Annotated in this window: 20 protein-coding genes and 1 riboswitch; of the genes, 14 read left to right on the top strand and 6 right to left on the bottom strand. The window is 71.7% G+C overall.

Going from position 1 to position 21,540, the window contains the following annotated elements:
- Positions 1–156 precede the first annotated feature (156 nt).
- The 4 genes from ACP4IX_RS06080 (at position 157) to ACP4IX_RS06065 (ending at position 4,945) form a co-directional block, all read left to right on the top strand.
- Entirely contained in the window at positions 157–1,533 is a 1,377-nt protein-coding gene (locus tag ACP4IX_RS06080; protein ID WP_426554934.1) for a M16 family metallopeptidase, read from the top strand.
- Positions 1,530–2,918, top strand: a complete 1,389-nt coding sequence (locus ACP4IX_RS06075) for a M16 family metallopeptidase (RefSeq protein WP_426521833.1) — start codon at positions 1,530–1,532, stop codon at positions 2,916–2,918. The genes ACP4IX_RS06080 and ACP4IX_RS06075 overlap by 4 nt, the downstream gene beginning before the upstream one ends.
- 190 nt (positions 2,919–3,108) lie before the next feature.
- Positions 3,109–3,273: riboswitch (cyclic di-AMP (ydaO/yuaA leader) on the top strand.
- A gap of 12 nt (positions 3,274–3,285) precedes the next feature.
- Complete coding sequence (locus ACP4IX_RS06070; protein WP_426521834.1) at positions 3,286–4,050, top strand: M23 family metallopeptidase; 765 nt, start codon at positions 3,286–3,288, stop codon at positions 4,048–4,050.
- Between the two features lie 199 nt (positions 4,051–4,249).
- A complete protein-coding gene (locus ACP4IX_RS06065) occupies positions 4,250–4,945 on the top strand; it encodes a GntR family transcriptional regulator (RefSeq protein ID WP_426521835.1) in 696 nt (231 codons plus the stop codon).
- Positions 4,946–5,144: 199 nt separating this feature from the next.
- Here the strand turns inward: ACP4IX_RS06065 and ACP4IX_RS06060 are convergent, their stop codons facing one another.
- Positions 5,145–5,426, bottom strand: coding sequence for an HPr family phosphocarrier protein (locus ACP4IX_RS06060; RefSeq protein WP_053138275.1), 282 nt, complete (start codon positions 5,424–5,426; stop codon positions 5,145–5,147).
- Between the two features lie 199 nt (positions 5,427–5,625).
- On the opposite strand from ACP4IX_RS06060, the gene ACP4IX_RS06055 reads away from it, so the two are divergent.
- From ACP4IX_RS06055 to ACP4IX_RS06020, 8 genes are all read left to right on the top strand, one after another.
- Entirely contained in the window at positions 5,626–8,730 is a 3,105-nt protein-coding gene (locus tag ACP4IX_RS06055) for a GNAT family N-acetyltransferase (RefSeq protein ID WP_426554933.1), read from the top strand.
- A 62-nt stretch (positions 8,731–8,792) separates the two neighbouring features.
- Positions 8,793–9,389 (top strand): DUF5998 family protein, encoded by a 597-nt coding sequence (locus tag ACP4IX_RS06050; RefSeq protein WP_426521837.1) that lies wholly within the window; start codon positions 8,793–8,795, stop codon positions 9,387–9,389.
- Complete coding sequence (locus ACP4IX_RS06045) at positions 9,389–10,582, top strand: alkaline phosphatase family protein (RefSeq protein ID WP_426554932.1); 1,194 nt, start codon at positions 9,389–9,391, stop codon at positions 10,580–10,582. Before ACP4IX_RS06050 ends, ACP4IX_RS06045 begins: the two co-directional genes overlap by 1 nt.
- A 52-nt stretch (positions 10,583–10,634) precedes the next feature.
- Positions 10,635–11,288, top strand: a complete 654-nt coding sequence (locus ACP4IX_RS06040; protein ID WP_426521839.1) for a thymidine kinase — start codon at positions 10,635–10,637, stop codon at positions 11,286–11,288.
- A gap of 234 nt (positions 11,289–11,522) precedes the next feature.
- On the top strand, positions 11,523–12,656 hold the full coding sequence (locus tag ACP4IX_RS06035; protein ID WP_426554931.1) for a sensor histidine kinase: 1,134 nt from the start codon (positions 11,523–11,525) through the stop codon (positions 12,654–12,656).
- 101 nt (positions 12,657–12,757) lie between these two features.
- Entirely contained in the window at positions 12,758–13,660 is a 903-nt protein-coding gene (locus tag ACP4IX_RS06030; RefSeq protein ID WP_426554929.1) for an ATP-binding cassette domain-containing protein, read from the top strand.
- The gene (locus ACP4IX_RS06025) at positions 13,653–14,129 is read left to right on the top strand and encodes a hypothetical protein (protein ID WP_426554928.1); all 477 of its coding nucleotides are present in this window, start codon (positions 13,653–13,655) and stop codon (positions 14,127–14,129) included. The genes ACP4IX_RS06030 and ACP4IX_RS06025 overlap by 8 nt, the downstream gene beginning before the upstream one ends.
- A 5-nt stretch (positions 14,130–14,134) precedes the next feature.
- Positions 14,135–14,413: a hypothetical protein gene (locus ACP4IX_RS06020; RefSeq protein ID WP_426554927.1), complete on the top strand. Its 279-nt coding sequence runs from the start codon at positions 14,135–14,137 to the stop codon at positions 14,411–14,413.
- A gap of 186 nt (positions 14,414–14,599) precedes the next feature.
- Here ACP4IX_RS06020 and ACP4IX_RS06015 read toward each other — a convergent pair whose 3' ends face one another.
- The 3 genes from ACP4IX_RS06015 to ACP4IX_RS06005 form a co-directional block, all read right to left on the bottom strand.
- Positions 14,600–15,046: a hypothetical protein gene (locus ACP4IX_RS06015; RefSeq protein WP_426554926.1), complete on the bottom strand. Its 447-nt coding sequence runs from the start codon at positions 15,044–15,046 to the stop codon at positions 14,600–14,602.
- A 64-nt stretch (positions 15,047–15,110) separates the two neighbouring features.
- On the bottom strand, positions 15,111–16,481 hold the full coding sequence (locus tag ACP4IX_RS06010) for an amidohydrolase family protein (protein WP_426521843.1): 1,371 nt from the start codon (positions 16,479–16,481) through the stop codon (positions 15,111–15,113).
- 98 nt (positions 16,482–16,579) lie between these two features.
- Positions 16,580–17,533 (bottom strand): DMT family transporter, encoded by a 954-nt coding sequence (locus ACP4IX_RS06005; protein ID WP_426554925.1) that lies wholly within the window; start codon positions 17,531–17,533, stop codon positions 16,580–16,582.
- Between the two features lie 442 nt (positions 17,534–17,975).
- On the opposite strand from ACP4IX_RS06005, the gene ACP4IX_RS06000 reads away from it, so the two are divergent.
- Positions 17,976–18,875: a LysR family transcriptional regulator gene (locus tag ACP4IX_RS06000; protein WP_426554924.1), complete on the top strand. Its 900-nt coding sequence runs from the start codon at positions 17,976–17,978 to the stop codon at positions 18,873–18,875.
- Positions 18,876–19,105: 230 nt separating this feature from the next.
- On the opposite strand, the gene ACP4IX_RS05995 is transcribed toward ACP4IX_RS06000, so the two are convergent.
- Entirely contained in the window at positions 19,106–19,573 is a 468-nt protein-coding gene (locus tag ACP4IX_RS05995) for a hypothetical protein (protein WP_426554923.1), read from the bottom strand.
- A gap of 113 nt (positions 19,574–19,686) precedes the next feature.
- Between ACP4IX_RS05995 and ACP4IX_RS05990 the strand changes: the two genes are divergently transcribed.
- The gene (locus ACP4IX_RS05990) at positions 19,687–20,361 is read left to right on the top strand and encodes a response regulator (RefSeq protein ID WP_426521848.1); all 675 of its coding nucleotides are present in this window, start codon (positions 19,687–19,689) and stop codon (positions 20,359–20,361) included.
- A 316-nt stretch (positions 20,362–20,677) separates the two neighbouring features.
- Here the strand turns inward: ACP4IX_RS05990 and ACP4IX_RS05985 are convergent, their stop codons facing one another.
- Positions 20,678–21,478: a hypothetical protein gene (locus tag ACP4IX_RS05985; protein WP_426554922.1), complete on the bottom strand. Its 801-nt coding sequence runs from the start codon at positions 21,476–21,478 to the stop codon at positions 20,678–20,680.
- Between the last annotated feature and the right edge of the window lie 62 nt (positions 21,479–21,540).

Here is a 21,540-nt window from a genome sequence, read left to right as displayed (position 1 = left end):
CGGCGTAGGAGGTCCGGGAACTCCACGGGCGGCCCGCACGCTTGCATACAGTGGCAGGATCGGAAGGATCGGCGGAATTCCGCAGTTCCGCCCAATGATCCACCAAGTGATTCACCAAGTGATTCCACCAAGGATTTCGCGATCGAAGGGACGTACATGCCCATGGGTCACACGGCCACAGCCCAGGCAGGCTCCGGCGGCCTGACAGCGACCGAGCACCGCCTGGCCAACGGCCTGCGCGTGGTGCTCTCCGAGGACCACCTGACCCCGGTCGCGGCGGTGTGCCTCTGGTACGACGTCGGCTCTCGCCACGAAGTCAAGGGGCGTACCGGCCTGGCTCACCTTTTCGAGCACCTCATGTTCCAGGGCTCCGCCCAGGTCAAGGGCAACGGCCACTTCGAGCTGGTGCAGGGCGCCGGCGGCTCGCTCAACGGCACCACCAGCTTCGAGCGGACCAACTACTTCGAGACCATGCCCGCCCACCAGCTGGAGCTCGCTCTGTGGCTGGAGGCCGACCGCATGGGCTCCCTGCTGGCCGCCCTGGACGACGAGTCGATGGAGAACCAGCGGGACGTCGTCAAGAACGAGCGCCGCCAGCGCTACGACAACGTGCCCTACGGCACGGCCTTCGAGAAGCTGACCGCCCTCGCCTACCCGGAGGGCCACCCCTACCACCACACGCCGATCGGCTCGATGGCCGACCTGGACGCGGCGACGCTGGAGGACGCGCGCGCGTTCTTCCGCACCTACTACGCGCCGAACAACGCTGTGCTGTCGGTCGTCGGCGACATCGACCCCGAGCAGACGCTCGCCTGGATCGAGAAGTACTTCGGTTCCATCGCCTCGCACGACGGCAAGCAGGCCCCCCGGGACGGCTCGCTGCCCGATGTCATGGGTGGGCAGCTGCGCGAGATCGTCGAGGAGGAGGTCCCGGCCCGCGCCCTGATGGCGGCCTACCGCCTGCCGGAGGACGGCACGCGCGCGTGCGACGCGGCCGACGTGGCTCTCACCGTCCTGGGCGGAGGCGAGTCGTCCCGCCTGTACAACCGGCTGGTACGCCGCGACCGCACGGCCGTCGCCGCCGGGTTCGGCCTGCTGCGGCTCGCCGGAGCACCCTCCTTGGGGTGGCTGGACGTGAAGACGTCCGGCGACGTCGAGGTGCCGGTCATCGAGTCCGCCATCGACGAGGAGCTCGCCCGGTTCGCCGAGGAGGGGCCCACGCCGGAGGAGATGGAGCGCGCCCAGGCCCAGTTGGAGCGCGAGTGGCTGGACCGCCTGGGCACGGTCGCGGGCCGCGCCGACGAACTGTGCCGGTACGCCGTCCTGTTCGGCGACCCGCAGCTCGCCCTCACCGCCGTGCAGCGGGTGCTCGAGGTGACGGCGGAGGAGGTCCAGGAGGTCGCCAAGGCCCGCCTGCGTCCCGACAACCGCGCGGTGCTCGTCTACGAGCCCACCGCCCCCGCCGACGCCGACGCCGACGACAACGACGCCGACACGAACGCCACCGACGAGAACGAGGAGGCGGCCAAGTGACCGAGCTCGCCACCATGGAATTCCACCCCCAGCCGCAGGCCGGCGAGCCCAAGCCGTGGGCGTTCCCGGCCCCGGAGCGCGGCAGCCTCGACAACGGCCTGACGGTGCTGCGCTGCCACCGCCCCGGCCAGCAGGTCGTCGCTGTCGAGGTCAATCTGGACGCGCCCCTCGACGCCGAACCGGCCGGCCTCGACGGCCTCGCCACGATCATGGCGCGCGCCTTCTCCGAGGGCACCGACAAGCACTCCGCCGAGGAGTTCGCCGCCGAGCTGGAGCGCTGCGGCGCCACCCTCGACGCACACGCCGACCACCCCGGCGTCCGGCTGAGCCTGGAAGTACCCGTCTCGCGTCTCGCCAAGGCGCTCGGCCTGGTCGCCGACGCCCTCAGGGCGCCCGCGTTCGCGGACAGCGAAGTCGAGCGGCTGGTCCGCAACCGGCTCGACGAGATCCCGCACGAGCTGGCCAACCCGGCACGCCGCGCGGCCAAGGAGCTGTACAAGGAGCTGTTCCCGGCCGGGACGCGCATGTCGCGTCCGCGTCAGGGCACCGAGGAGACGGTCGCGCGCATCGACTCCGCGGCCGTACGCGCCTTCTACGAGAAGCACGTCCGGCCCGCCACGGCCACCGCGGTGGTCGTCGGCGACCTCACCGGCGTCGACCTCGACGCGCTGCTCGGTGACACGCTGGGCGCGTGGACCGGCTCCGCCGCCGAGCCGCGTCCCGTGCCGCCGGTGACCGCCGACGACAGGGGCCGGGTCGTCATCGTGGACCGCCCCGGAGCCGTCCAGACGCAGCTGCTGATCGGTCGCACCGGCTCCGACCGGCACGACCGCGTGTGGCCCGCCCAGGTGCTCGGCGCCTACTGCCTCGGCGGCACCCTCACCTCGCGCCTGGACCGCGTCCTGCGCGAGGAGAAGGGCTACACCTACGGCGTGCGGTCGTTCGCACAGGTCCTGCGTTCCGCGCCCGACGGCACGGGCGCCGCCCTGCTGGCCATCAGCGGCTCCGTCGACACCCCCAACACGGGTCCCGCGCTGGAGGACCTGTGGACGGTGCTGCGGAAGGTCGCGGAGGGCGGGCTCACCGACGCCGAGCGCGACGTCGCCGTGCAGAACCTGGTCGGTGTGGCGCCGTTGAAGTACGAGACGGCTGCGGCCGTGGCGAGCACGCTGGCCGACCAGGTCGAACAGCACCTGCCGGACGACTACCAGGCCACGCTCTACCGCCAACTCGCCGCCACGGGAACCGTGGAGGCCACGGCGGCGGTCGTGAACGCCTTCCCGGTGGATCGTCTGGTGACGGTCCTCGTCGGCGACGCGGCGCAGATCAAGGAGCCCGTCGAGGCCCTCGGCATCGGTGAAGTGACCGTCGTGGCGGCCGAGTAGCGGCCCGCGCGCGGGGCGGCCCTGGTGACCACAGTGTCACCAGGGTCGCCTTTTGTCCGAATTGGGGGGCTGACTGACCGTCTGCCCTGTGGCGTGCGCTACAAAACGCCTGTTGCGTTTGAGGATTGAAGGCACCCCGTTTAGCGTCGTCCGGGCTGTTCGTCAGGCAGTGCGCCGCACCCGCGGCACCGGACAGCCATCGCCGAGTCCCCGTACGGCGCGAGCCAGGGGAGCCGGGGACCCATCGCAGTCCCTGGGGTGAATCGGACGCCCGCGCGTGCAGCGAGGGGGTCCGTAGGAGACCTTCCTGCTCCGAACCCGTCAGCTAACCCGGTAGGCGAGAGGGAAGGAAAGGACCAGCCTCCACATGGCGTTCACGCGCGCCACCGGTAAGCACCGCCGTCCCAGCCGGATGCACCGCACCACCGCCCACGCGGCGGGCGTCGCGGCCCTCGCCACCACCGGTGTCGTCGGCACCCTCGCGACTCCGGTGCTCGCCGCCGAGTCCGAGGCGGAGCAGAGCGGACTCACCCCGGTCGTCACCATCGGCGACGCCGTGGCCGACGAGATCGACGCCCAGGCCACCGCGCAGAAGCGGGCCGCGCTGGACGCCGCCGCCCGTGAGGCGGCCCGGGAGGCCGCACGCGAGCGGGCCGCCGAGGCGGCCGAGGAGGCGCGCGAGGCCAAGGAGCGCGCCGCGCGCGAGGCGGAGCGCAAGCGCCTCAACACCTTCGTGTCGCCGATCACCGCCTCCTACGTCTCCACCGCCTACCAGGCCGGCAGCTCCCTGTGGTCCTCGGGCAGCCACACCGGCATCGACTTCCACGCCGCGAGCGGCACCACCGTGCACGCGGTCGGCGTCGGCACCGTCGTCGAGGCCGGCTGGGGCGGGGCGTACGGCAACCAGGTCGTGATCAGGATGCACGACGGCACGTACACGCAGTACGGCCACCTGTCGTCCATCGGCGTCTCGGTCGGCCAGGCGGTCGCCCCCGGTCAGCAGATCGGCCTCTCCGGCGCCACCGGCAACGTCACCGGGGCCCACCTGCACTTCGAGGCCCGTACGAGCCCCGAGTACGGCTCGGACATGGACCCCGTCGCCTATCTCCGCTCCCACGGTGTGAACATCTGACGGCGGACGGTACGGCACTCGAGCGCCCCGGCTTCCGAGCCGGGGCATTCGCGTTTCCACGGGCGATCCAGGCGTCGCCGCTGTCCAAAAGATGACCAGGAAATCCGCCCCGCCGTCGGAATATCCGCCCGGCTGGCCTAGAGTCACTGCTCACGCGTCAATCGTCGACGTTTCACGGGGATTAGGGCGGAGGTCGGGCATGCGTATTCCGGCGCACTCGGTGTGCACGGCGATCCGGGACGACATCGTCGCCGGCGTCCACGGGCGCGGCAGTCGGCTCACCGAGGAACTGCTCGCCCGCCGTTACGGAGTCTCCCGCGTCCCGGTCCGTGAGGCCCTGCGCACGCTGGAGGCCGAGGGCTTCGTGGTGACCCGGCGGCACGCGGGCGCGTGCGTGGCGGAACCCAGCGAACAGGAGGCCGCCGACCTGCTGGAGGCCCGTACGCTCCTCGAACCCCTCGGTGCCTCCCGGGCCGCCCGGCGCCGTACCGAGGCCCACCTCAAGGTGCTGCGCGGACTGGTCAGGCTGGGTCAGGAGCGGGCCAGGCAGGGCAACAGCGATGATCTGCGCTCCCTGGGCGGCTGGTTCCACGACACCCTCGCCCAGGCCGCGGGCAGCCCCTCCCTGACGGCGCTGCTGACCCAGCTGCGCCACAAGATCGCCTGGATGTACACCGTGGACGCGCCGGCCGGACCCGTGGAGTACTGGGCGGAGCACGGTGCGATCGCGGACGCGGTGGCCCGGGGCGACAGCGAGCGCGCGCGGGCCCTCATGACGCTGCACACCGAGCGGTCGACGCCGGATTATCGACTGCGATTCGCTTCCGAGGACGAACGGACGAGGCGTGTGAGGAAAACGCAACGTCCCGTAAACACACCGAGCCTCCGGGCTTAACGCGAGGGCCGTACACAAAGAGCGAGCAGAGTAATTCGAGAGGTCTTTCCCGCTGCCCGACTGCCCGACTGCCCGGCTTTTTGGCCTACCGACGTCCAGGAATGCCCGGATGCCCGCGAACGAGCGAAGCGGAAAGAAAAAAGGCCCGCCCGGTGTCCGAGCGGGCCTTTCATTGCTGCTGTCCGTCAGACGATGTCCGTCAGACGGTCTCGGGAAGCTCCTCGAGCCCTTCGGAGACCAGCTTCGCCAGCCGCTCCAGAGCGGCGTCCGCGCCCTCGGCGTCGGAGGCGAGGACGATCTCCTCGCCGCCCTGGGCGCCGAGGCCGAGAACGGCCAGCATGGAGGCCGCGTTGACGGGGGAACCGTCGGCCTTGGCGATCGTCACCGGGACGCCTGTGGCCGTGGCGGCTCGGACGAAGATGGAGGCGGGGCGGGCGTGGAGGCCCTCGGCCCAGCCGACGTTGACGCGGCGCTCAGCCATGTGATGCTGCCCTTCGGGTATTCAGGGGTTCATGTTGTCTAGACCAGTCTTGTCTAGACCAGTTTCCCACATCGTGAAGCGTGTCCGGACGGCTGTGTGCCGCCCTGTGTGGTCGGTCGGACCGCGGCCTCGGTCCGACCCTCCGTCCTCCACAGACTGCCTCGCGCCGTTGTCGTACGCGAGCCGTACTCTGGGGCCCATGCAGACCTCGTCGGACCGGCACGAGTACCCCGCCCACTGGGAGGCCGACGTGGTGCTGCGCGACGGCGGCACCGCGCGCGTCCGCCCCATCACCGTTGATGACGCCGAGCGCCTGGTCAGCTTCTACGAGCAGGTCTCCGACGAGTCGAAGTACTACCGCTTCTTCGCGCCGTACCCTCGCCTGTCCGCCAAGGACGTCCACCGCTTCACGCACCACGACTTTGTGGACCGGGTGGGACTCGCGGCCACCATCGGCGGCGAGTTCATCGCCACCGTACGCTACGACCGGATCGGCGCCGGGGGAACACCCGCCCCCTCCCGTCCGTCGCCCACCACCACCCTTGCCGGGGGCCGCTTCGCGCCCGCCCCTCCGGTCTCCGACGAGGCCGAGGTCGCCTTTCTCGTCCAGGACGCCCACCAGGGGCGCGGCGTCGCCTCCGCGCTGCTGGAACACATCGCCGCCGTCGCCCGTGAGCGAGGCATCCGCCGCTTCGCCGCCGAGGTGCTGCCCGCCAACACCAAGATGATCAAGGTGTTCATGGACGCCGGGTACACCCAGAAACGGAGTTTCGAGGACGGCGTGGTCCGCCTGGAGTTCGACCTCGAACCCACCGACCGCTCGCTCGCCGTGCAGTACGCGCGCGAGCACCGCGCGGAGGCGCGTTCCGTTCAGCGGCTGCTGCAGCCCGGGTCGGTGGCGGTCATCGGCACCGGCCGTACCCCGGGAGGCGTCGGCCGCAGCATCCTCGGCAACATCCGGGACGCGGGCTACACGGGGTCGCTGTACGCCGTGAACAAGGCGTTCCCCCAGGACGGCACGGAACTGGACGGGGTCCCGGCGCGCCGCTCGGTGCGCGACATCGACGGCCCCGTCGACCTGGCCGTCGTCACCGTGCCCGCCGAGCGCGTCCCCGAGGTGGTCACCGAGTGCGGCGAGCACGGGGTGCAGGGCCTGGTCGTGATCTCCGCCGGATACGCCGACAGCGGCCCCGAAGGACGCGAACGCCAGCGCGCACTCGTGCGGCAGGCGCGCACGTACGGCATGCGGATCATCGGGCCCAACGCCTTCGGGATCATCAACACCTCCCCGGACGTGCGGCTCAACGCCTCCCTCGCCCCCGAGATGCCCCGCACCGGACGGATCGGCCTGTTCGCCCAGTCCGGTGCCATCGGCATCGCCCTGCTGTCCCGGCTGCACCGGCGCGGCGGCGGGGTCACCGGCGTCACCGGTGTGTCGAGCTTCGTCTCGTCCGGCAACCGGGCCGACGTCTCCGGCAACGACGTCCTCCAGTACTGGTACGACGACCCGGAGACGGATGTCGCGTTGATGTACCTGGAGTCCATCGGCAACCCGCGCAAGTTCACCCGCCTGGCCCGGCGGACGGCGGCCGTCAAACCGCTGGTCGTGGTGCAGGGCGCCCGGCACGGCGGCGTGGCACCCCAGGGGCACGCCGTACGGGCGACGCGGCTGCCGCACGCGACGGTCTCCGCGCTGCTGAGGCAGGCCGGCGTGATCCGGGTCGACACGATCACCGACCTGGTCGACGCGGGTCTGCTGCTCGCCCGCCAGCCGCTGCCCGCCGGACCGAGGGTGGCGATCCTCGGGAACTCGGAATCACTGGGGCTGCTGACGTACGACGCCTGCCTCTCCGAGGGGCTGCGGCCGCACCCTCCCCTGGACCTGACCACGGCCGCCTCGGCCGACGACTTCCACGAGGCCCTGTCCCGGGCCCTGGCCGACGACACGTGCGACGCGGTGGTGGTGACCGCCATCCCGACGGTGGGGGAGGGGCCGACGGGAGACGCGGCGCTGGCGGAGGCCCTCCGCTCGGCGGCGGCCGGGGTGCCCGCCAAGCCGGTCCTCGTGGTCCACGTGGAGCTGGGCGGCCTGGCGGAGGCCCTGTCCGCGGCGACGAGCACGGCGCCGCAGGCGGTTCCGCCCGGCGAGCCGCGGGCCGCTTCGTCCGGCGGGCCGCAGGCGGCTTCGGACGCCGGCCCCCGGGTGGCCTCGACGGCGGAGAACCAGGCGGCTGCGTCCACCGACCCCCAGGCTGCTCCGTCCACCGCCCCCCGGGCCGCCTCGTCCGCCGAGTCCAAGGTGGTCCCGGCCCCCGGGCCGCACGCGGTCTCGGCCGCCGTGCCCCGGGCGCCCCTGGCCTCGGGGGCAGGCGCCGCCGCCCGCCCTGGCTCCGCGAAGCGGCCCTCCACCGGCGAGCCCGTCGGCGAGGGGCCGGAAGGGGCCCGCCTCATCCCGGCCTACCCCGCCGCCGAACGCGCCGTCCGCGCCCTCGCCCAGGCCGTCGCCTACGCCCAGTGGCGACGTGACGCCGCCGACCCCGGCAAGGTGCCGGAGTACGAGGACATCGACGAGAAGGGCGCCGCCGAGCTGATATCCGGGCACCTCGCGCGCGGGCAGGGGCTCACGCTCGGCCCGCAGGAGACCTGCGACCTGCTCGGCAGGTACGGCATCCACGTCCACCGCGCCCTGCCCGCCCCCACCCCCGACGACGCCGTCGCCGCCGCGCGGACCATCGGCTACCCCGTCGCCCTCAAGGCCACCGCCCCGCACCTGCGCCACCGCGCCGACCTGGGCGGCGTACGCCTGGACCTCGCGGACGAGGAGCAGCTGCGGCGGGCGTACGCCGAGCTGACCGAGTTGTTCGGGAAGCCCGAGGAGCTGCGCCCGGTGGTGCAGGGCATGGCCCCGCGCGGCGTCGACACGGTCGTACGGGCGGTCATCGACCCGGCGGCCGGCGCGGTGCTCTCCTTCGGTCTGGCCGGCGCGGCCACGCAGCTGCTCGGCGACATGGCGCACCGGCTGGTCCCGGTCACCGACCGCGACGCCACCTCCCTCATCCGCTCGATCCGCACGGCGCCCCTCCTCTTCGGCTGGCGCGGCTCGGCTCCGGTCGACAGCTTGGCCCTGGAGGAACTGCTGCTGCGGGTCTCCCGGCTGGTGGACGACCGTCCGGAGGTCGTCGCGGTCACCCTGGAACCGGTCGTCGTCGCCCCGCGAGGCCTGAGCGTGCTCGGCGCCGCCGTCCGCCTCGCACCGCCACCCGCCAGGGACGACCTCGGCCCGCGGACCCTGCCTGCGTACTGACCGCCCGCGCCCCGGGACGGGTCTCGCACGAGCGTGCCGCGCAGTCGGCGCGCCCCCGTAGGATGGACGGCATGGCCAAGACCAGTACGACGACCCAGGGGCTGCGAGCGGCGATCGAGCGCAGCGGCTACTACCCGGCCCTCGTGGCCGAGGCGGTGGAGGCCGCTGTGGGCGGCGAGCCCGTCCGGTCGTACCTGGTCCACCAGGAGACGACGTTCGACCAGAACGAGGTGCGCCGGCACGTGACCGTGCTCGTGCTCACCGGCAACCGCTTCATCGTCAGCCACACCGACGAGCAGGCCGCCGACGACACCTCCCCGACGCCGTACGCCACGACGTCCACGGAGTCCGTCAAGCTCGGCCGGATCTCGTCCATCGTCGTCAGCCGTGTGGTCGCCAACCCGGAGCAGTACAAGCCGGGCACGCTGCCCCGCGAGATCGTGCTGACCATCGGCTGGGGCGCCGTCTCCCGCCTCGACCTCGAGCCGGCCGCCTGCGGCGACCCCAACTGCGAGGCCGACCACGGCTACACGGGCAGTTCCACGGCCGACGACCTCAGCCTGCGCGTCAGCGAGGCCGGCGACGGCCCGGAGACGGTGCGCCAGGCGCTCACCTTCGCCCAGGCCCTCTCCGAGGCGACCGCGGACACCTCCCGCTGATGGCGCAGCACACCGCCTGGGACACCGAGCCGGAGCCTCTCCCCGTCGACTCCGCCCCCGTACCCGAGTACGGCACCGGATCGCTCGCCGACCTGCTGCCCACGCTCGCCGCAGGCCTCGGCGTGCCCGGCATGACCGCCGGGATCACGGAGCTGACCCCCGCCGACCGGAACTGCGTCTTCCTGATCGACGGCCTCGGCTGGGAGCAGCTGCGCGCGCACCCGGAGGACGCCCCCTTCCTGACCTCATTGCTGGGCAGCTCACGCGGCGGCACCGGACGCCCGATCACCGCCGGCTACCCGGCGACCACCGCGACCTCCCTCGCCTCCGTCGGCACCGGTCTGCCACCGGGCTCCCACGGCCTGCCCGGTTACACCGTGCGCGACCCGGCCACCGGCGCGCTGATGAACCAGCTGCGCTGGCAGCCGTGGACCGCGCCGGGCCGCTGGCAGCCGTACCCCACCGTCTTCCAGCTCGCCCACGAAGCGGGCGTGCGCGCCGCGCAGGTCACCTCCCCGGCCTTCGCGAACACCCCGCTGACCAAGGTCGCGCTCAGCGGCGGCGCCTTCCACGGACGCCTGTCCGGCGAGGACCGCATGGACTGCGCCGCCGAGCAACTGGCCGGCGCCGACCGCGCCCTCGTCTACACCTACTACGCCGAGGTCGACGGCGCGGGCCACCGCTTCGGCGTCGACTCCGACACCTGGCGCGGCCAGCTCGCGCACGTCGACCGGCTCGTCCAGCGCCTCGCCGAGCAGCTGCCGCCGCGCAGCGCCCTGTACGTCACCGCCGACCACGGCATGATCGACGTGCCCTTCGACGAGGACCACCGCATCGACTTCGACGAGGACTGGGAGCTGAAGGCCGGCGTCGCCCTCCTCGGCGGCGAGGGCCGTGCCCGCCACGTGTACGCGGTCCCCGGCGCGCACAACGACGTGCTGACCTGCTGGCGGGAGGTGCTCGGCGAGCAGTTCTGGGTGGCCTCCCGGGACGAGGCGATCGACGCGGGCTGGTTCGGTCCCCGCATCGACGACCGGGTGTACGACCGCATCGGCGACGTGGTCGCCGCCGCGCGGGACGACGTCCTGCTCATCGCCTCCGAGCGCGAGCCGAACGAGTCGTCGATGGTCGGCAACCACGGGTCGATGACCCCTGCCGAGCAGCTCGTCCCCTTGCTCGAAATCCGCTCCTGACCCACCCCCCCCGCGTACCCCGCCCTCTCTGCCGAAAGGTGCTCAGCCCCTCATGCCCGAGCTGGTGTTCTTCTCCGGAACCATGGACTGCGGGAAGTCGACACTTGCTCTGCAGATCGGTCACAACCGGTCGGCACGAGGACTACAGGGTGTGATCTTCACGCGGGACGACCGTGCGGGGGAGGGGAAGCTGTCCTCGCGGCTGGGCCTGGTGACGGAGGCGACCGAGGCGGCTCCGGGCATGGATCTGCACGCCCACCTCGTGGATCGGCTGACGCGGGGCGGCAGGGTGGACTACGTGATCGTGGACGAGGCGCAGTTCCTCGCCCCGGAGCAGATCGACCAGTTGGCACGCGTCGTGGACGACCTGGGCCTGGACGTCTTCGCCTTCGGCATCACCACCGACTTCCGCACGAAGCTGTTCCCCGGCTCGCAGCGGCTGATCGAGCTGGCGGACCGGATCGAGACCCTTCAGGTCGAGGCGATGTGCTGGTGTGGTGCGCGTGCCACGCACAACGCCCGCACGGTGGGCGGCGAGATGGTCGTGGCGGGCGAGCAGGTCGTCGTCGGAGATGTGAACGGCCCGGCCGCGGAGGTCGGTTACGAGGTGCTGTGCCGACGTCACCACCGCCGCCGGATGACGAGTGTCTCCGCGCACGCCGGCGCGCTCTCACCGGACGTCCTGCCGGTGGCCCCGCCTGAGTGACACCGGCCGTACCGCCGGTCACGGGGCCTTTTCCACCTCCTTTTGAGGTGGTGGGAGGAGGGCTCGAGGCGTGCCGGCCCACGGCTGTGGCCGCTGATCGGAACGAGCACCGCCCACCGCCACCCCCACCAGGCCGTCGACCGGTCGGCGTCCCTCGCGGGGCTGGGCCGCGGCGGAAGCGCTGTCGCGCGGAACGTTGGACGCGCCGTCAACCGAGCGCATACGTTCGCGCGCATGGGTGACACCCCTTTTCGGCGCCTGGTCATGCTCGACGTGCCTGCTGCCCTCGGATTCGCACTGCTTCCGTACGTGTCGGCACTGCGGCCGGCCGGGGGCGGCGAGGTGGGCGGCGGCACCGTAGGGCTGTTGTCGCTGAGCGTCGCGCTGGTGTTGGCCGCCCGCCCGCTGTGGCCCGTCCCGGTCTTCGGATTCGTCCTGACCACCGCCTGCGTGGCACTGGCGGTCGGCGCCGGACCGGCCCTGTTCCCGGCCGCCTCCTACGCCCTGTACGCGGTGGCCACGACGAGGAGCGGGCCACCGGTGTTGTCCGTGGCCTTCGTCGCGGGGCTGTGCGCCGCGGGCGCGGCCCTGCTCACGGTCACGGGAGGGCAGAGCCAGCAGGGTGGCGGCAAGGCCGTGCAGGCCGTGTTCGGACTGCTTGTTCTCGGCGCCACCTGGGCGGCGGGATCGGCCGTCCGGGAACGGCGGGAGAGCACGCGGCGCGCCATCGAGCGTGCGGCCGAGCAGGCGAAGACCGAGGAACGCCTCCGCATCGCCCGTGACATCCACGACGTCGTCACGCACAGTGTGGGCCTGATCGTGATCAAGGCCGGTGTCGCCAACCACGTGATCGACACCCGCCCGGAGGAGGCGCGGGAAGCCCTGGCGGTGATCGAGGACGTCAGCCGCAGGGCGCTGCGCGACATGCGAGGCACCCTCAAGGCGTTGCGCCACGAGCAGGAGGACGCGGACCAGCAACTCCGGCCGGTACGAGGGCTGTCGGACCTGCCCGATCTGGTCCGGACGGCCGAGGCGGCCGGCGTCCGCGTCGACCTGCGGTCCCGGTACGCGGAGGAACCACCGGACGGTGTGGCGCTGTCCGCCTTCCGGATCGTCCAGGAGGCGCTGACCAACGTCGTCAAGCACGCCGCGCCGACCCGCTGCCGGGTGCACCTCACCTCGCAGCAGGGGACGTTGACGATCGAGGTGGCCGACGAGGGCCCCGGGCCGGGGCACCGGCCGACCGTGCCCGGCGGTGGCATGGGCCTCGTCGGAATGAAGGAGCGGGTCGCCGCGCACGGCGGCACCCTCAGCGCCGGACCGGAACCGGCCGGCGGTTTCCGGGTCCTGGCGACGCTGCCCTACTGAGCGGAACTCATGCGCAAGTATGAGGTCGAGCCGTGGAGGCCTGTCGGCAGTCCCGTCCCGGGACCGATGCGGCCGACGAGACGCTCGACGAGACTCACCCTGTGATCGACGTCCAGAAGTTGACCAAGCGGTACGGGCGGAACACGGTCGTGGACGGCCTCACCTTCACGGTGCGGTCGGGGGCGGTCACCGGGTTCCTGGGCCCCAACGGAGCCGGCAAGTCCACGACGATGCGCATGATGCTCGGCCTCACCCGCCCGGACGCCGGATCCACCCGCATCGACGGCCGCGCCTATCACGAACTGAGGCACCCGGCCCGGCACGTCGGTGCCCTGCTGGAGACAGCCGCGCCCCATCGCGGCCTGACCGCCGCCGACCATCTGCTGTGGCTCGCGAGGAGCAACCGGATCGCCCGGCGACGGGTCGGAGAGGTCCTCGCGACGGTCGGTCTGACGGAGGCGGCCCGGCGGCGGACCGGGACCTTCTCCCTCGGCATGGGCCGGCGGCTCGGCCTGGCCGCGGCCCTGCTCGGAGACCCGCCCGTCCTCGTGCTCGACGAGCCGGTCAACGGCCTGGACACCGAAGGCGTCAAGTGGCTGCGCGAACTGCTGCGCGCGATGGCCGCCGAAGGCCGGACCGTCCTCGTCTCCAGCCACCTGATGGCCGAGATGTCCCTGGTCGCGGACGACCTGATCATCGTCAGCCGCGGGCAACTCCTCGCCGGGACCAGCATGTCGGACTTCATCCGGCGCCACGGACGTACGTACGTGCGCGTGCGGACGGCCGAACCCCTGCGGCTCCACGGTGAACTGGAGAAGAGGGGAGCCTCGCCGAGGCTCGTACCGGACGGCGGCCTGGAAGTCGACGGCCTGCCGGCGGCCGAGATCAGCCGGCTGGCCGCGGCGGTCGGCGTCCCGCTCGAAGAACTGAGCACGCACACGGGATCCCTCGAGGACACGTTCCTCGAGCTCGTCGGCAAGGGAGGAAGCGACACCCATGTCTGAGACGGCCGCGGCCGTCCGGGCCGAGTTCACCAAACTGCTGGGCATCCGGGGCACGCTCGCCGCCCTGCTGCTGTTCGCACCCTTCAGCCTCCTGATCGCAGCCCTGGGCGGGTGGTCCGCGAAGGGCGCCATCGAATCCGACAGTCCCGGGCTCCGCCCCGACTTCACCCCTCAGCAGGCGGGCCTGGACGGCGTCCTCTACGGCCAGCTCGCCCTGATCGTGTTCGGAGTGCTCATCGTCTCCAGCGAGTACACGTCGGGGATGATGCGGGTCTCCCTGCTCGCCGTGCCCCGGCGCGGCCGGCTCTACGCGGCGAAGACGGCCGTCACCGCCGCCGCCACCGCGGTCTCGCGATCCCCGTCACGGTCGCCGGCTACCTGGTCACCCAGCTCGCCCTCGGACCCCACGGCGCCTCGATCGGCGCGAGCGGTGTCCCTCGCGCCCTGGCCGGCGCGGTGCTCTACCTGACGCTGATGAGCCTGTTCGCGGCGGGCCTCGCCGCGACGGCCCGCAGCGCCGTCGTTCCCTTGGCCGTTCTGCTCCCCATGGTGCTCGCCGGCTCCCAGATCCTGTCCGTCGTCGGAGCGACGAAGGAGGTGGTGCGGTACTTCCCCGACCGGGCCGGCACGCGGATGCTCGCCGTCGGCGCGGACGACGCGTACACCGGGTTCGCGGTCCTGCTCGCGTGGACCGTCGCGGCGCTGGCCCTCGGCTCCTACCGGCACCACCGGTGGGACGCGGGGTGCCGGTAAGAATGCTGTCACCAGCCGCGAACGGCGAGGGTCACGTCCTACGACGTGCGGCGGGGTCGCGTTCGGCGACGTGTCGGGCGACCGAGTCGACGCCGGGGCGGGCGTACCGCTCCAGGGAGCGGACGGATGCGTGGCGGGAGCGTGCCAGCAGCATCGGGGTGGAGGTGCCGTCTTCCGCGTCGTGCGTCAGGGCACTGTGACGGAGCCGGTGAAGCGTCCAGCCGCTGAGATCCTCGATGTCGTCGGGTGAGGGAGGGGGTTGGCCGACAGCCGGGTGTTCTCCTCGAAGATCTCCTCAGCGCGACGGTAGGAGAGCCGGGCCCGGCCGGTCTCGGGGCACACGTCGAGCGTCGGTGTTCCGGCGGGGGCCTTGCGGTCGGTGAGGAAGAGCGGGCCGCGGGTACGGCGGGCGATGAGGCGGGGCAGGAGCTGGGCGGTGCCCGACTGCCAGTGAATCCACTCCGTCGCCCCGCCCTTGGCAGTGATTTTCCCTCGCTTGTCCTGCGGGTACAGGTCTTCGACGTTCAGGTACAGCACCTCGTCGGCCCGTGCGGCGGACTCGTAGAGCAGGGTGCGCAGCTCTGCTGCTACGGGGACGCCGGTTGCGTGTCGAAGCGGCTTCCGGTGCGCCACGGTGACGTGCGTCTGCCGGCCGGGTCGTCGTTCGCGTCGGCCCGGTGCCTGCCTGGTGGTCGGCTCAGACCGGGAGCGGCAGACCGGCGGCGTGGAAGAGCCGGTCACGGGAGGCCGCGGCCTCGTCGAAGACGGCGTCGCCTCCCTTCAGTACACCGTTCTCCTTGAGGATGGCACCGGCCACCACGACCAGGTCGACATTGCCGGCGTGGCCGCCCGCGACGATCGTGGCCGCGACGTCCGTGGCGGGCAGCATGTTGGCGTGATCGAGGCGGATCATGATCAGGTCTGCCTCCTTGCCCGGGGTCAGGCTGCCGGTGCGGTCGTCGATCCCCGCGGCCCGTGCGCCCTCGATGGTCGCGAAGGACAGCAGGTCGGCGGCGTTGAACGTGGGCAGGCCGGGAACACGGTCCATGGGTCCGGCCGCACCGGCGAGGATCAGCTGCTGGTAGGCGAGGGTCGCCCGCATGACGCCGAACATGTCACCGCTTACGATCGTCTCGGTGTCCACGCTGAGGCTCGGGCGGACACCGGCGGCCAGCAGCCGGTTGGTGGCCGGCTGGCCCAGGCCCGGCATGAAGACCTCGAGGGCGCCAGCCACGGACGCGGTGGCGCCGCGTGCGGCCAGCATTCTCAGCTCCTCGTCGGTCGACGTGCACAGGTGGATGAACGTCATGTCGGAGGCGAGCAGCCCGGCCTCCTCCAGTTGCCGTACGGCCTGCTGCTCCGCCCCCCACTCGCCGAGGCCCACGTGCATGCTGATGCGCAGGCCCAGTTCACGGGCGAGCCGGATGTCACGCTCGGACACATCGGGGGTGGACAGCTCCGGTCCGCGGAGCATTGCGTTGAGGGTCACCCGCGCCGAGTCGTCGGAGAGCACCTCGTTGCGGATGCGCCGAATGTCGTCGGGGTGGGTGCGGTCGCTGCCGAACTGCCACTGTTCGGCCTCCGTCGATGGCCAGCCGTGGTCGAAGACGGCACGGATGCCCGACTCCCAGTGCGCGGCGATCGCCGCGTCCGAGTGCTCGGGGCTGTTGCTGATGTGCGATTCGTCCCGAACGGTCGTCACCCCGGAGTCGAGGGACATCAGGTCCGCCGCCAGGTTGCCGATGTGTACGTCCCGGGGGTCGAAGTACTGTCCGAGGCCGATTTGCACCTGGCTGCGGTACTCCTGGTAGGTCCAGGCGGGGCCGAGATTGCGCAGCGCTCCCTGCCAGTTGTGGCGGTGGGTATCAATGAAACCGGGCAGGACGGCGTTCCCTGTGCCGTCGATGACCCTGGCCCGGTCGTCGGACAGGTCCCGGCCGACCTTGAGGATCCTGCCGTGGGCGATGAGGATGTCGCCCACGAAGTTGCCGAGCTTGTCGTCCTGCGTCATCAGGTATGCGCCCTTGATCAGGATGCGTTCGTTGTTCTGCGGCTGGTTCTGGGACACCTGTGGTTCCTTTCGTGCCGTGGGCGGCACTGTGTTGCTTCTCCATCGAGAGAGGGGTGGTGGGTCGGGTACGCGTCCGGTCCGGGCGCGGACGTGGATCACTCCGCGGTGGTGTCACGAGGGCGTCGGGAGGCAATCCAGACGGCGCCGAACGTGAGCAACGCACCGAGGACGGTGAGGACGGAGGGGGACCGACCGTCCGAAGGGACCAGGAAGTCCAGGGCGATCGAACTGGCGAGCTGCCCCGCGATAGAGGCCATGCTCAGCAGCAGGACACCGATCCGGCGCACCAGGAACGCCGAGGCGCCGATGAACACCACGCCGCACAGACCACCGAGGTAGACCCACAAGCTGGTGGGCAGCGGGTCCCCCGCGGTCCCCCGCACGAGTGTTTTCACCCCCCAGGCCGCGGCGAGGAACACCGCACCGACAAGGAAGTTGAGCCAGGTCGCTGCGATCGGCGAGCCCGACGCGGCCGTCGTCGCTCCGTTGAGTGCCTGCTGCACACCGAGGAGGAAGCCGGCGGCGATGGCGGCGAGGGCCGGCAGGATGATCGTGACCGGCGCGAGGGTGTCGGCGAAACGGGGCAGGGCGGACACGACTGCGGCCACCAGGATGACGGCCGCTCCCGTGAGCCGGGCGGCGCCCGGGCGCTGCCGCAGGCCGCCGCCGATGCCCCGGCTGTCCACGATCAGACCGCCGAAGGTCTGACCGGCGATGGCCGACACGGTGAACACGGCGACTCCAGTGACCAGCGCGGCGGTGGACTGGGCCAGGGCGAACGTGCCGCCGAGCACACCGGCCAGCAGGTACCGGCGGGGGAGCCGGCCATCCCGTGAAGCGCCGGCCAGGCGGCGCAGCGCGCCGCGCAGCCCGGGGGAGAAGAGCGCGAGGAGGGACAACAGGACGAGTCCGCCCGAGAAACTGATCGCCGCCGCGGCGATGCCGTCGTCGAGGCGATGACTCAGCTCGCCGTTCAGACGGGCCTGTACCGGCACCACCATGCCGGCTGCGATGGCTGCCGCGACGGCCAGCGAGCCGCCGCGAGGCACGGATGGGCGGGACTGTTCCGCCGACTGGGGACCGGGCCCAGCAGGACGACGATGACCTGACCCGGTTGGAGCGGTGGGAGTACTCATGTCGAAGTTCCTCAAGAAGGGTTGCGGCCGGGCAGGGCCCGGTCGGCCCGGCCGCCGCTGGCCGGTCGGGTCCCGCCTGCGGCGGGGCCCGGGGCGCGGGCCTTTCTCAGAAGTCAGTACGCGCGATGTCGTCGAGGACCGACGGTCCCGCGGGGTCCGACCCAGGACACGCCGGGCCGTGTCGCCCGAAGCGTGTAGCCGGTGCCGCCGGTGAGCAGTACGCGCATGGTCATCCTCCTTCGCTGGCGTTTCCTGGTCCGGGCGTTGGCCGCACGACAACAGTCGCCCTGCCCGGCTATCGTGTCCAACGAATGTTTTCGAATGTTCGATCGGACATACCGATGAATGAGGGAGTGTGGACCAGAAGCGACTGGAGTACTTCATCACCGTCGCCGAGGAGCTGAACTTCACGCGGGCGGCCCAGCGGCTGCACGTCACTCAGTCCACGCTCTCGGCCGGCATCAAGGCCCTGGAGCACGAACTCCGGACCGAACTGCTCCTCCGTTCCACGCGGTCGGTCAGACTGACGGAGGCCGGCTCGGCGTTCCTCCCCGAGGCGCGGACCGCGATCGAGGTACTCGACCGGGCCCGGGCGGCAGTGGAGCCGCTCTCCACGGGGCTGCGCGGCAGCCTCACCGTTGGCGTCCTCAGCGGGCTGACGGTGATCGACGTACCCGCGCTGGCCGGTGAATTCCACCGCCGTCATCCCGAGGTCCGGTTGCGTACCGAGACCTCCCAGCGGGGAACCTCCGGGCTGATCGAGCGGATCAAGGAGAGCCACGTCGACGTGGCCTTCGTAGGAGCCGACATCAAGGACGAACACCTCAGATCGAGGGCCATCAAGAGGTACGAGGTCCAGCTGCTGGTCCCCGCCGATCACCCACTGGCCCGCCGGAAGCGTGTGCGGCTCAGAGACATCGCCGGGGAGTCCTTCGTCGACATGCCCGCCGGTTTCGGGCAACGCCAGATCGCGGACGACGCGTTCACGAAGGAGGAGCTGTCCCGGCGGGTCCTCATCGAGGTCTCGGACATCACCACGATCGCGGAGTACGTGGCGCACGGCTTGGGCGTGGCGCTGTTGCCCCCGGACTTCGCCGCGGCGGCCGGGGACGCCGTTTGTACCGTCCCCCTCGCGGACGTCCGACTGGCCTGGACGCTCAGCGTGGTCGCCTCCGCGACGCGTCCGCCGACGCGGGCGCTGCATGCCTTCCTCGACCTGATCCCACACCACATCCGGCGCGACCGCGTGTTCTGAACGGACATCCCCGGTCGTGTCCGGATCACTTCCCGAAATCCACCGGCCTCGCGTGGACGGGTACTTGAGGATGTTCTCCTTGCCCGACACCTTCTTGAACGCGTTGACCAGCTGCTCGGTGACCTTCTTCTCCGCCCGCGCCCCGATCCGGTGCACCGTGGAGATCAGCAGCTCGACCAGCGTGTCCGTGATCGCCCGTTCTCGCTCGTGCAGCAGCGCGGCCAGCAGCGTCACCGCAGCGGCAGTGGGTGAGTGCGCAGATGGGAGGGGGGATTCCACCGCGGCCGCGCCCGCCACCCGGCCACGACCTTCGGCGCGATGTCGGCGAACAGGTCCGCCGGCAGCCCGACCGCCCTCACCGTGAGCAGCCTGTCGATCTCGGTGAGCATCGTCTCCAGGCTCACATGGCCCGGAGCCTCCTTGGTCTTCCCCAGGACCGGCGGGCCGTCCTCGCCCTCACCGGGTGCGGTGTCGTCCTCCTGGCCGGCGCCGACGACCAGGGCGACGATCCGTTCCGTGCTGTCGACCGTGAGCCGCGCCGAGATCCTCGCCGTCAGCGTCTCCTCGGCCACTCGCAGCGCGGCGCCCACGATCCGGTCGCACCGCCCTTGAGTCGGCGGCTCGATGCTCTCCGACCGGCAGCGGGCCAGCAGTTCCGGGCCGGCCCGGACCGCGGGACCGACGGCGGGAGGAACCATGTCCGCGCTCCACGATCCCTCCGTACAGGCACCGAAGCGCGGGAGCCGGGAGCGGCGGAACTGCTAAAGTCGCGCCTTCCGACAGCCCATGACCAGCGTGTGAGGATTGCGGAATGGCTGAGGCGGTCCGGGTACTGATCGCGGACGACCAGGCACTGCTGCGCGGTAGTTTCCGTGTCCTCGTCGATTCGACACCGGGAATGGAGGCGGTCGGCGAGGCGGGCGACGGCGTCCAGGCGGTGCGACTCGCCCGTGAACTCAAGCCGGACGTCGTCCTGATGGATCTGCGCATGCCCGTCAAGGACGGCATCACCGCCACGCGGGAGATCTGCTCCGACGACACCATGGCCGGCGTGCGGGTCCTGGCCCTCACGATGTTCGACATGGACGAGTACGTCTACCCGGCCCTCCAGGCGGGCGCGAGCGGATTCATGCTGAAGGACGCCTCGCCGGCCGACCTGGTCGCCGGCATTCGCGTCATCGCCACCGGTGAGGGTGTGCTGGCGCCCACGGTCACCCGCCGCCTCATCGCGAACTTCTCCCGCCACGACCGAACGGCCCGCCCCGCCCCGCGGCTCGTCGGGCTCACCAAACGGGAGCAGGAAGTGCTCGTGCTGATCGCGAACGGCCTGTCGAACGCTGAGATCTCCGGGCGACTGGTGATCAGCCTGCCCACCGTGAAGACCCATGTGAGCAGCCTTCTCGCCAAGCTGAACGCCCGCGACCGCACCCAACTGGTCATCATCGCCTACGAGAGCGGACTCGCCGAGCGGGGGATGCCGGCCTGACGGACTTTCGGCGGGAGCGCTCCGGCCTGCCGCCGCCCGTCGCGCCGCACCCCGGCGCTGCGCGGCGTCGTCCTCCCCAGCCGGCGCCGTCCCTGCCCCGGGTGGCCGTAATCGGCCCCGACGCGCCGCAGCCCCGGCCTGGGTGGAGACGGTACGGGTCTGAACCCGGTGTGGAGGTGAAGCGCATCTCGAAGGCGGGGGTCGGGGGCGGGGCCTTCTTCAAGGGGGAAGCCCTCGGGGCGGTTTCGGGTGCACCGGGTACCGCAGTGTTCCAGTGGCACGTGTTCTGCGGACTCCTTGTTGTGGCGGCGCACGGTCAACGTTTGACGCGGTTGCGGACGGCCAGGACGGCCAGGCCCAGCAGGACGGGCTCGGCCACGCGGGAGGCCATCTCGATGTAGGTGCCGGCGGTGGTCAGGTCCTGTCCGCTGGAGCGGAACACCACGGAGTTGAGCGTGACGTTCAGTGCCTTCTCGAAGCGCTTGCCGGTGAACCTGTTTCCGGTGGGATTCCGCGGGTCGGCCTTGCCGATCTCGAAGGTGACCTCGCCCCCGCCGGGCGGCACGGTGCCGGTCGCTTCCTGCTTCGGGGAGTTCTCGGGGAGCCCGAAGCCCATCAGCAGCACGATGGTGACGAGCATGGCGGCAGCGAGCCAGCCCAGGGCGCGGGAGGCGCGCAGTCCGTAGCCGGACAGTATCCAGTAGCCGTACAGCAGCCCGCGTTCGGCACGGGGGGTGCCGGTGCGGTCGTGGCGGCGCATCTCCATCTCGCCGTAGTAGAAGTCCGCCGCTCCCGGCTCGTTCTTGCCGTCCTCGAACGTCTTGCGGAGTGCCCGGTACACCGGTGACAACTGTGCCGGTCCGACGTGTCCGGCGCCGAGCACTGCTGGATTCCAGCCCCGGACGGCTCCCGGCCGGCGCGCGCGCCAGTGGTGCTCTTCGGCGAGGGTGCGGCGCTGGGTGAACCGCATGGGGCGCCGACGCCGCCAGTGCGTGCGGGACGGGACCGTGTCGAAGGAGCAGGTGCCCTCCAGCCGCAGCTGGTCCAGGTGCACGGTCCCGGTGAACAGGCACTCCGACAGGTCGACGTCGGCGAGAACCAGATGGGCGGCGTCCAAGAGCCTGTTCTGTCACCGGCTGTCCGTCGGGGAGTACGAAGGGGTCGGCCTCCGCGGCGATC

Source organism: Streptomyces sp. WG5 (assembly GCF_049974565.1).
Lineage (GTDB): Bacteria > Actinomycetota > Actinomycetes > Streptomycetales > Streptomycetaceae > Streptomyces.
Note: the sequence above shows the minus strand (reverse complement) of the source record. Positions and strands in the feature narration are given on the sequence as shown.

Excerpts from the sequence above, each read along its gene's own strand:
- ACP4IX_RS06080 (WP_426554934.1), top strand. The coding sequence starts at position 157 with ATGCCCATGGGTCACACGGCCACAGCCCAGGCAGGCTCCGGCGGCCTG.
- ACP4IX_RS06070 (WP_426521834.1), top strand. The coding sequence starts at position 3,286 with ATGGCGTTCACGCGCGCCACCGGTAAGCACCGCCGTCCCAGCCGGATG.
- ACP4IX_RS06065 (WP_426521835.1), top strand. The coding sequence starts at position 4,250 with ATGCGTATTCCGGCGCACTCGGTGTGCACGGCGATCCGGGACGACATC.
- ACP4IX_RS06060 (WP_053138275.1), bottom strand. The coding sequence starts at position 5,426 with ATGGCTGAGCGCCGCGTCAACGTCGGCTGGGCCGAGGGCCTCCACGCC.
- ACP4IX_RS06055 (WP_426554933.1), top strand. The coding sequence starts at position 5,626 with ATGCAGACCTCGTCGGACCGGCACGAGTACCCCGCCCACTGGGAGGCC.
- ACP4IX_RS06050 (WP_426521837.1), top strand. The coding sequence starts at position 8,793 with ATGGACGGCATGGCCAAGACCAGTACGACGACCCAGGGGCTGCGAGCG.
- ACP4IX_RS06045 (WP_426554932.1), top strand. The coding sequence starts at position 9,389 with ATGGCGCAGCACACCGCCTGGGACACCGAGCCGGAGCCTCTCCCCGTC.
- ACP4IX_RS06040 (WP_426521839.1), top strand. The coding sequence starts at position 10,635 with ATGCCCGAGCTGGTGTTCTTCTCCGGAACCATGGACTGCGGGAAGTCG.
- ACP4IX_RS06035 (WP_426554931.1), top strand. The coding sequence starts at position 11,523 with ATGGGTGACACCCCTTTTCGGCGCCTGGTCATGCTCGACGTGCCTGCT.
- ACP4IX_RS06025 (WP_426554928.1), top strand. The coding sequence starts at position 13,653 with ATGTCTGAGACGGCCGCGGCCGTCCGGGCCGAGTTCACCAAACTGCTG.
- ACP4IX_RS06020 (WP_426554927.1), top strand. The coding sequence starts at position 14,135 with ATGAGCCTGTTCGCGGCGGGCCTCGCCGCGACGGCCCGCAGCGCCGTC.
- ACP4IX_RS05995 (WP_426554923.1), bottom strand. The coding sequence starts at position 19,573 with ATGGTTCCTCCCGCCGTCGGTCCCGCGGTCCGGGCCGGCCCGGAACTG.
- ACP4IX_RS05990 (WP_426521848.1), top strand. The coding sequence starts at position 19,687 with ATGGCTGAGGCGGTCCGGGTACTGATCGCGGACGACCAGGCACTGCTG.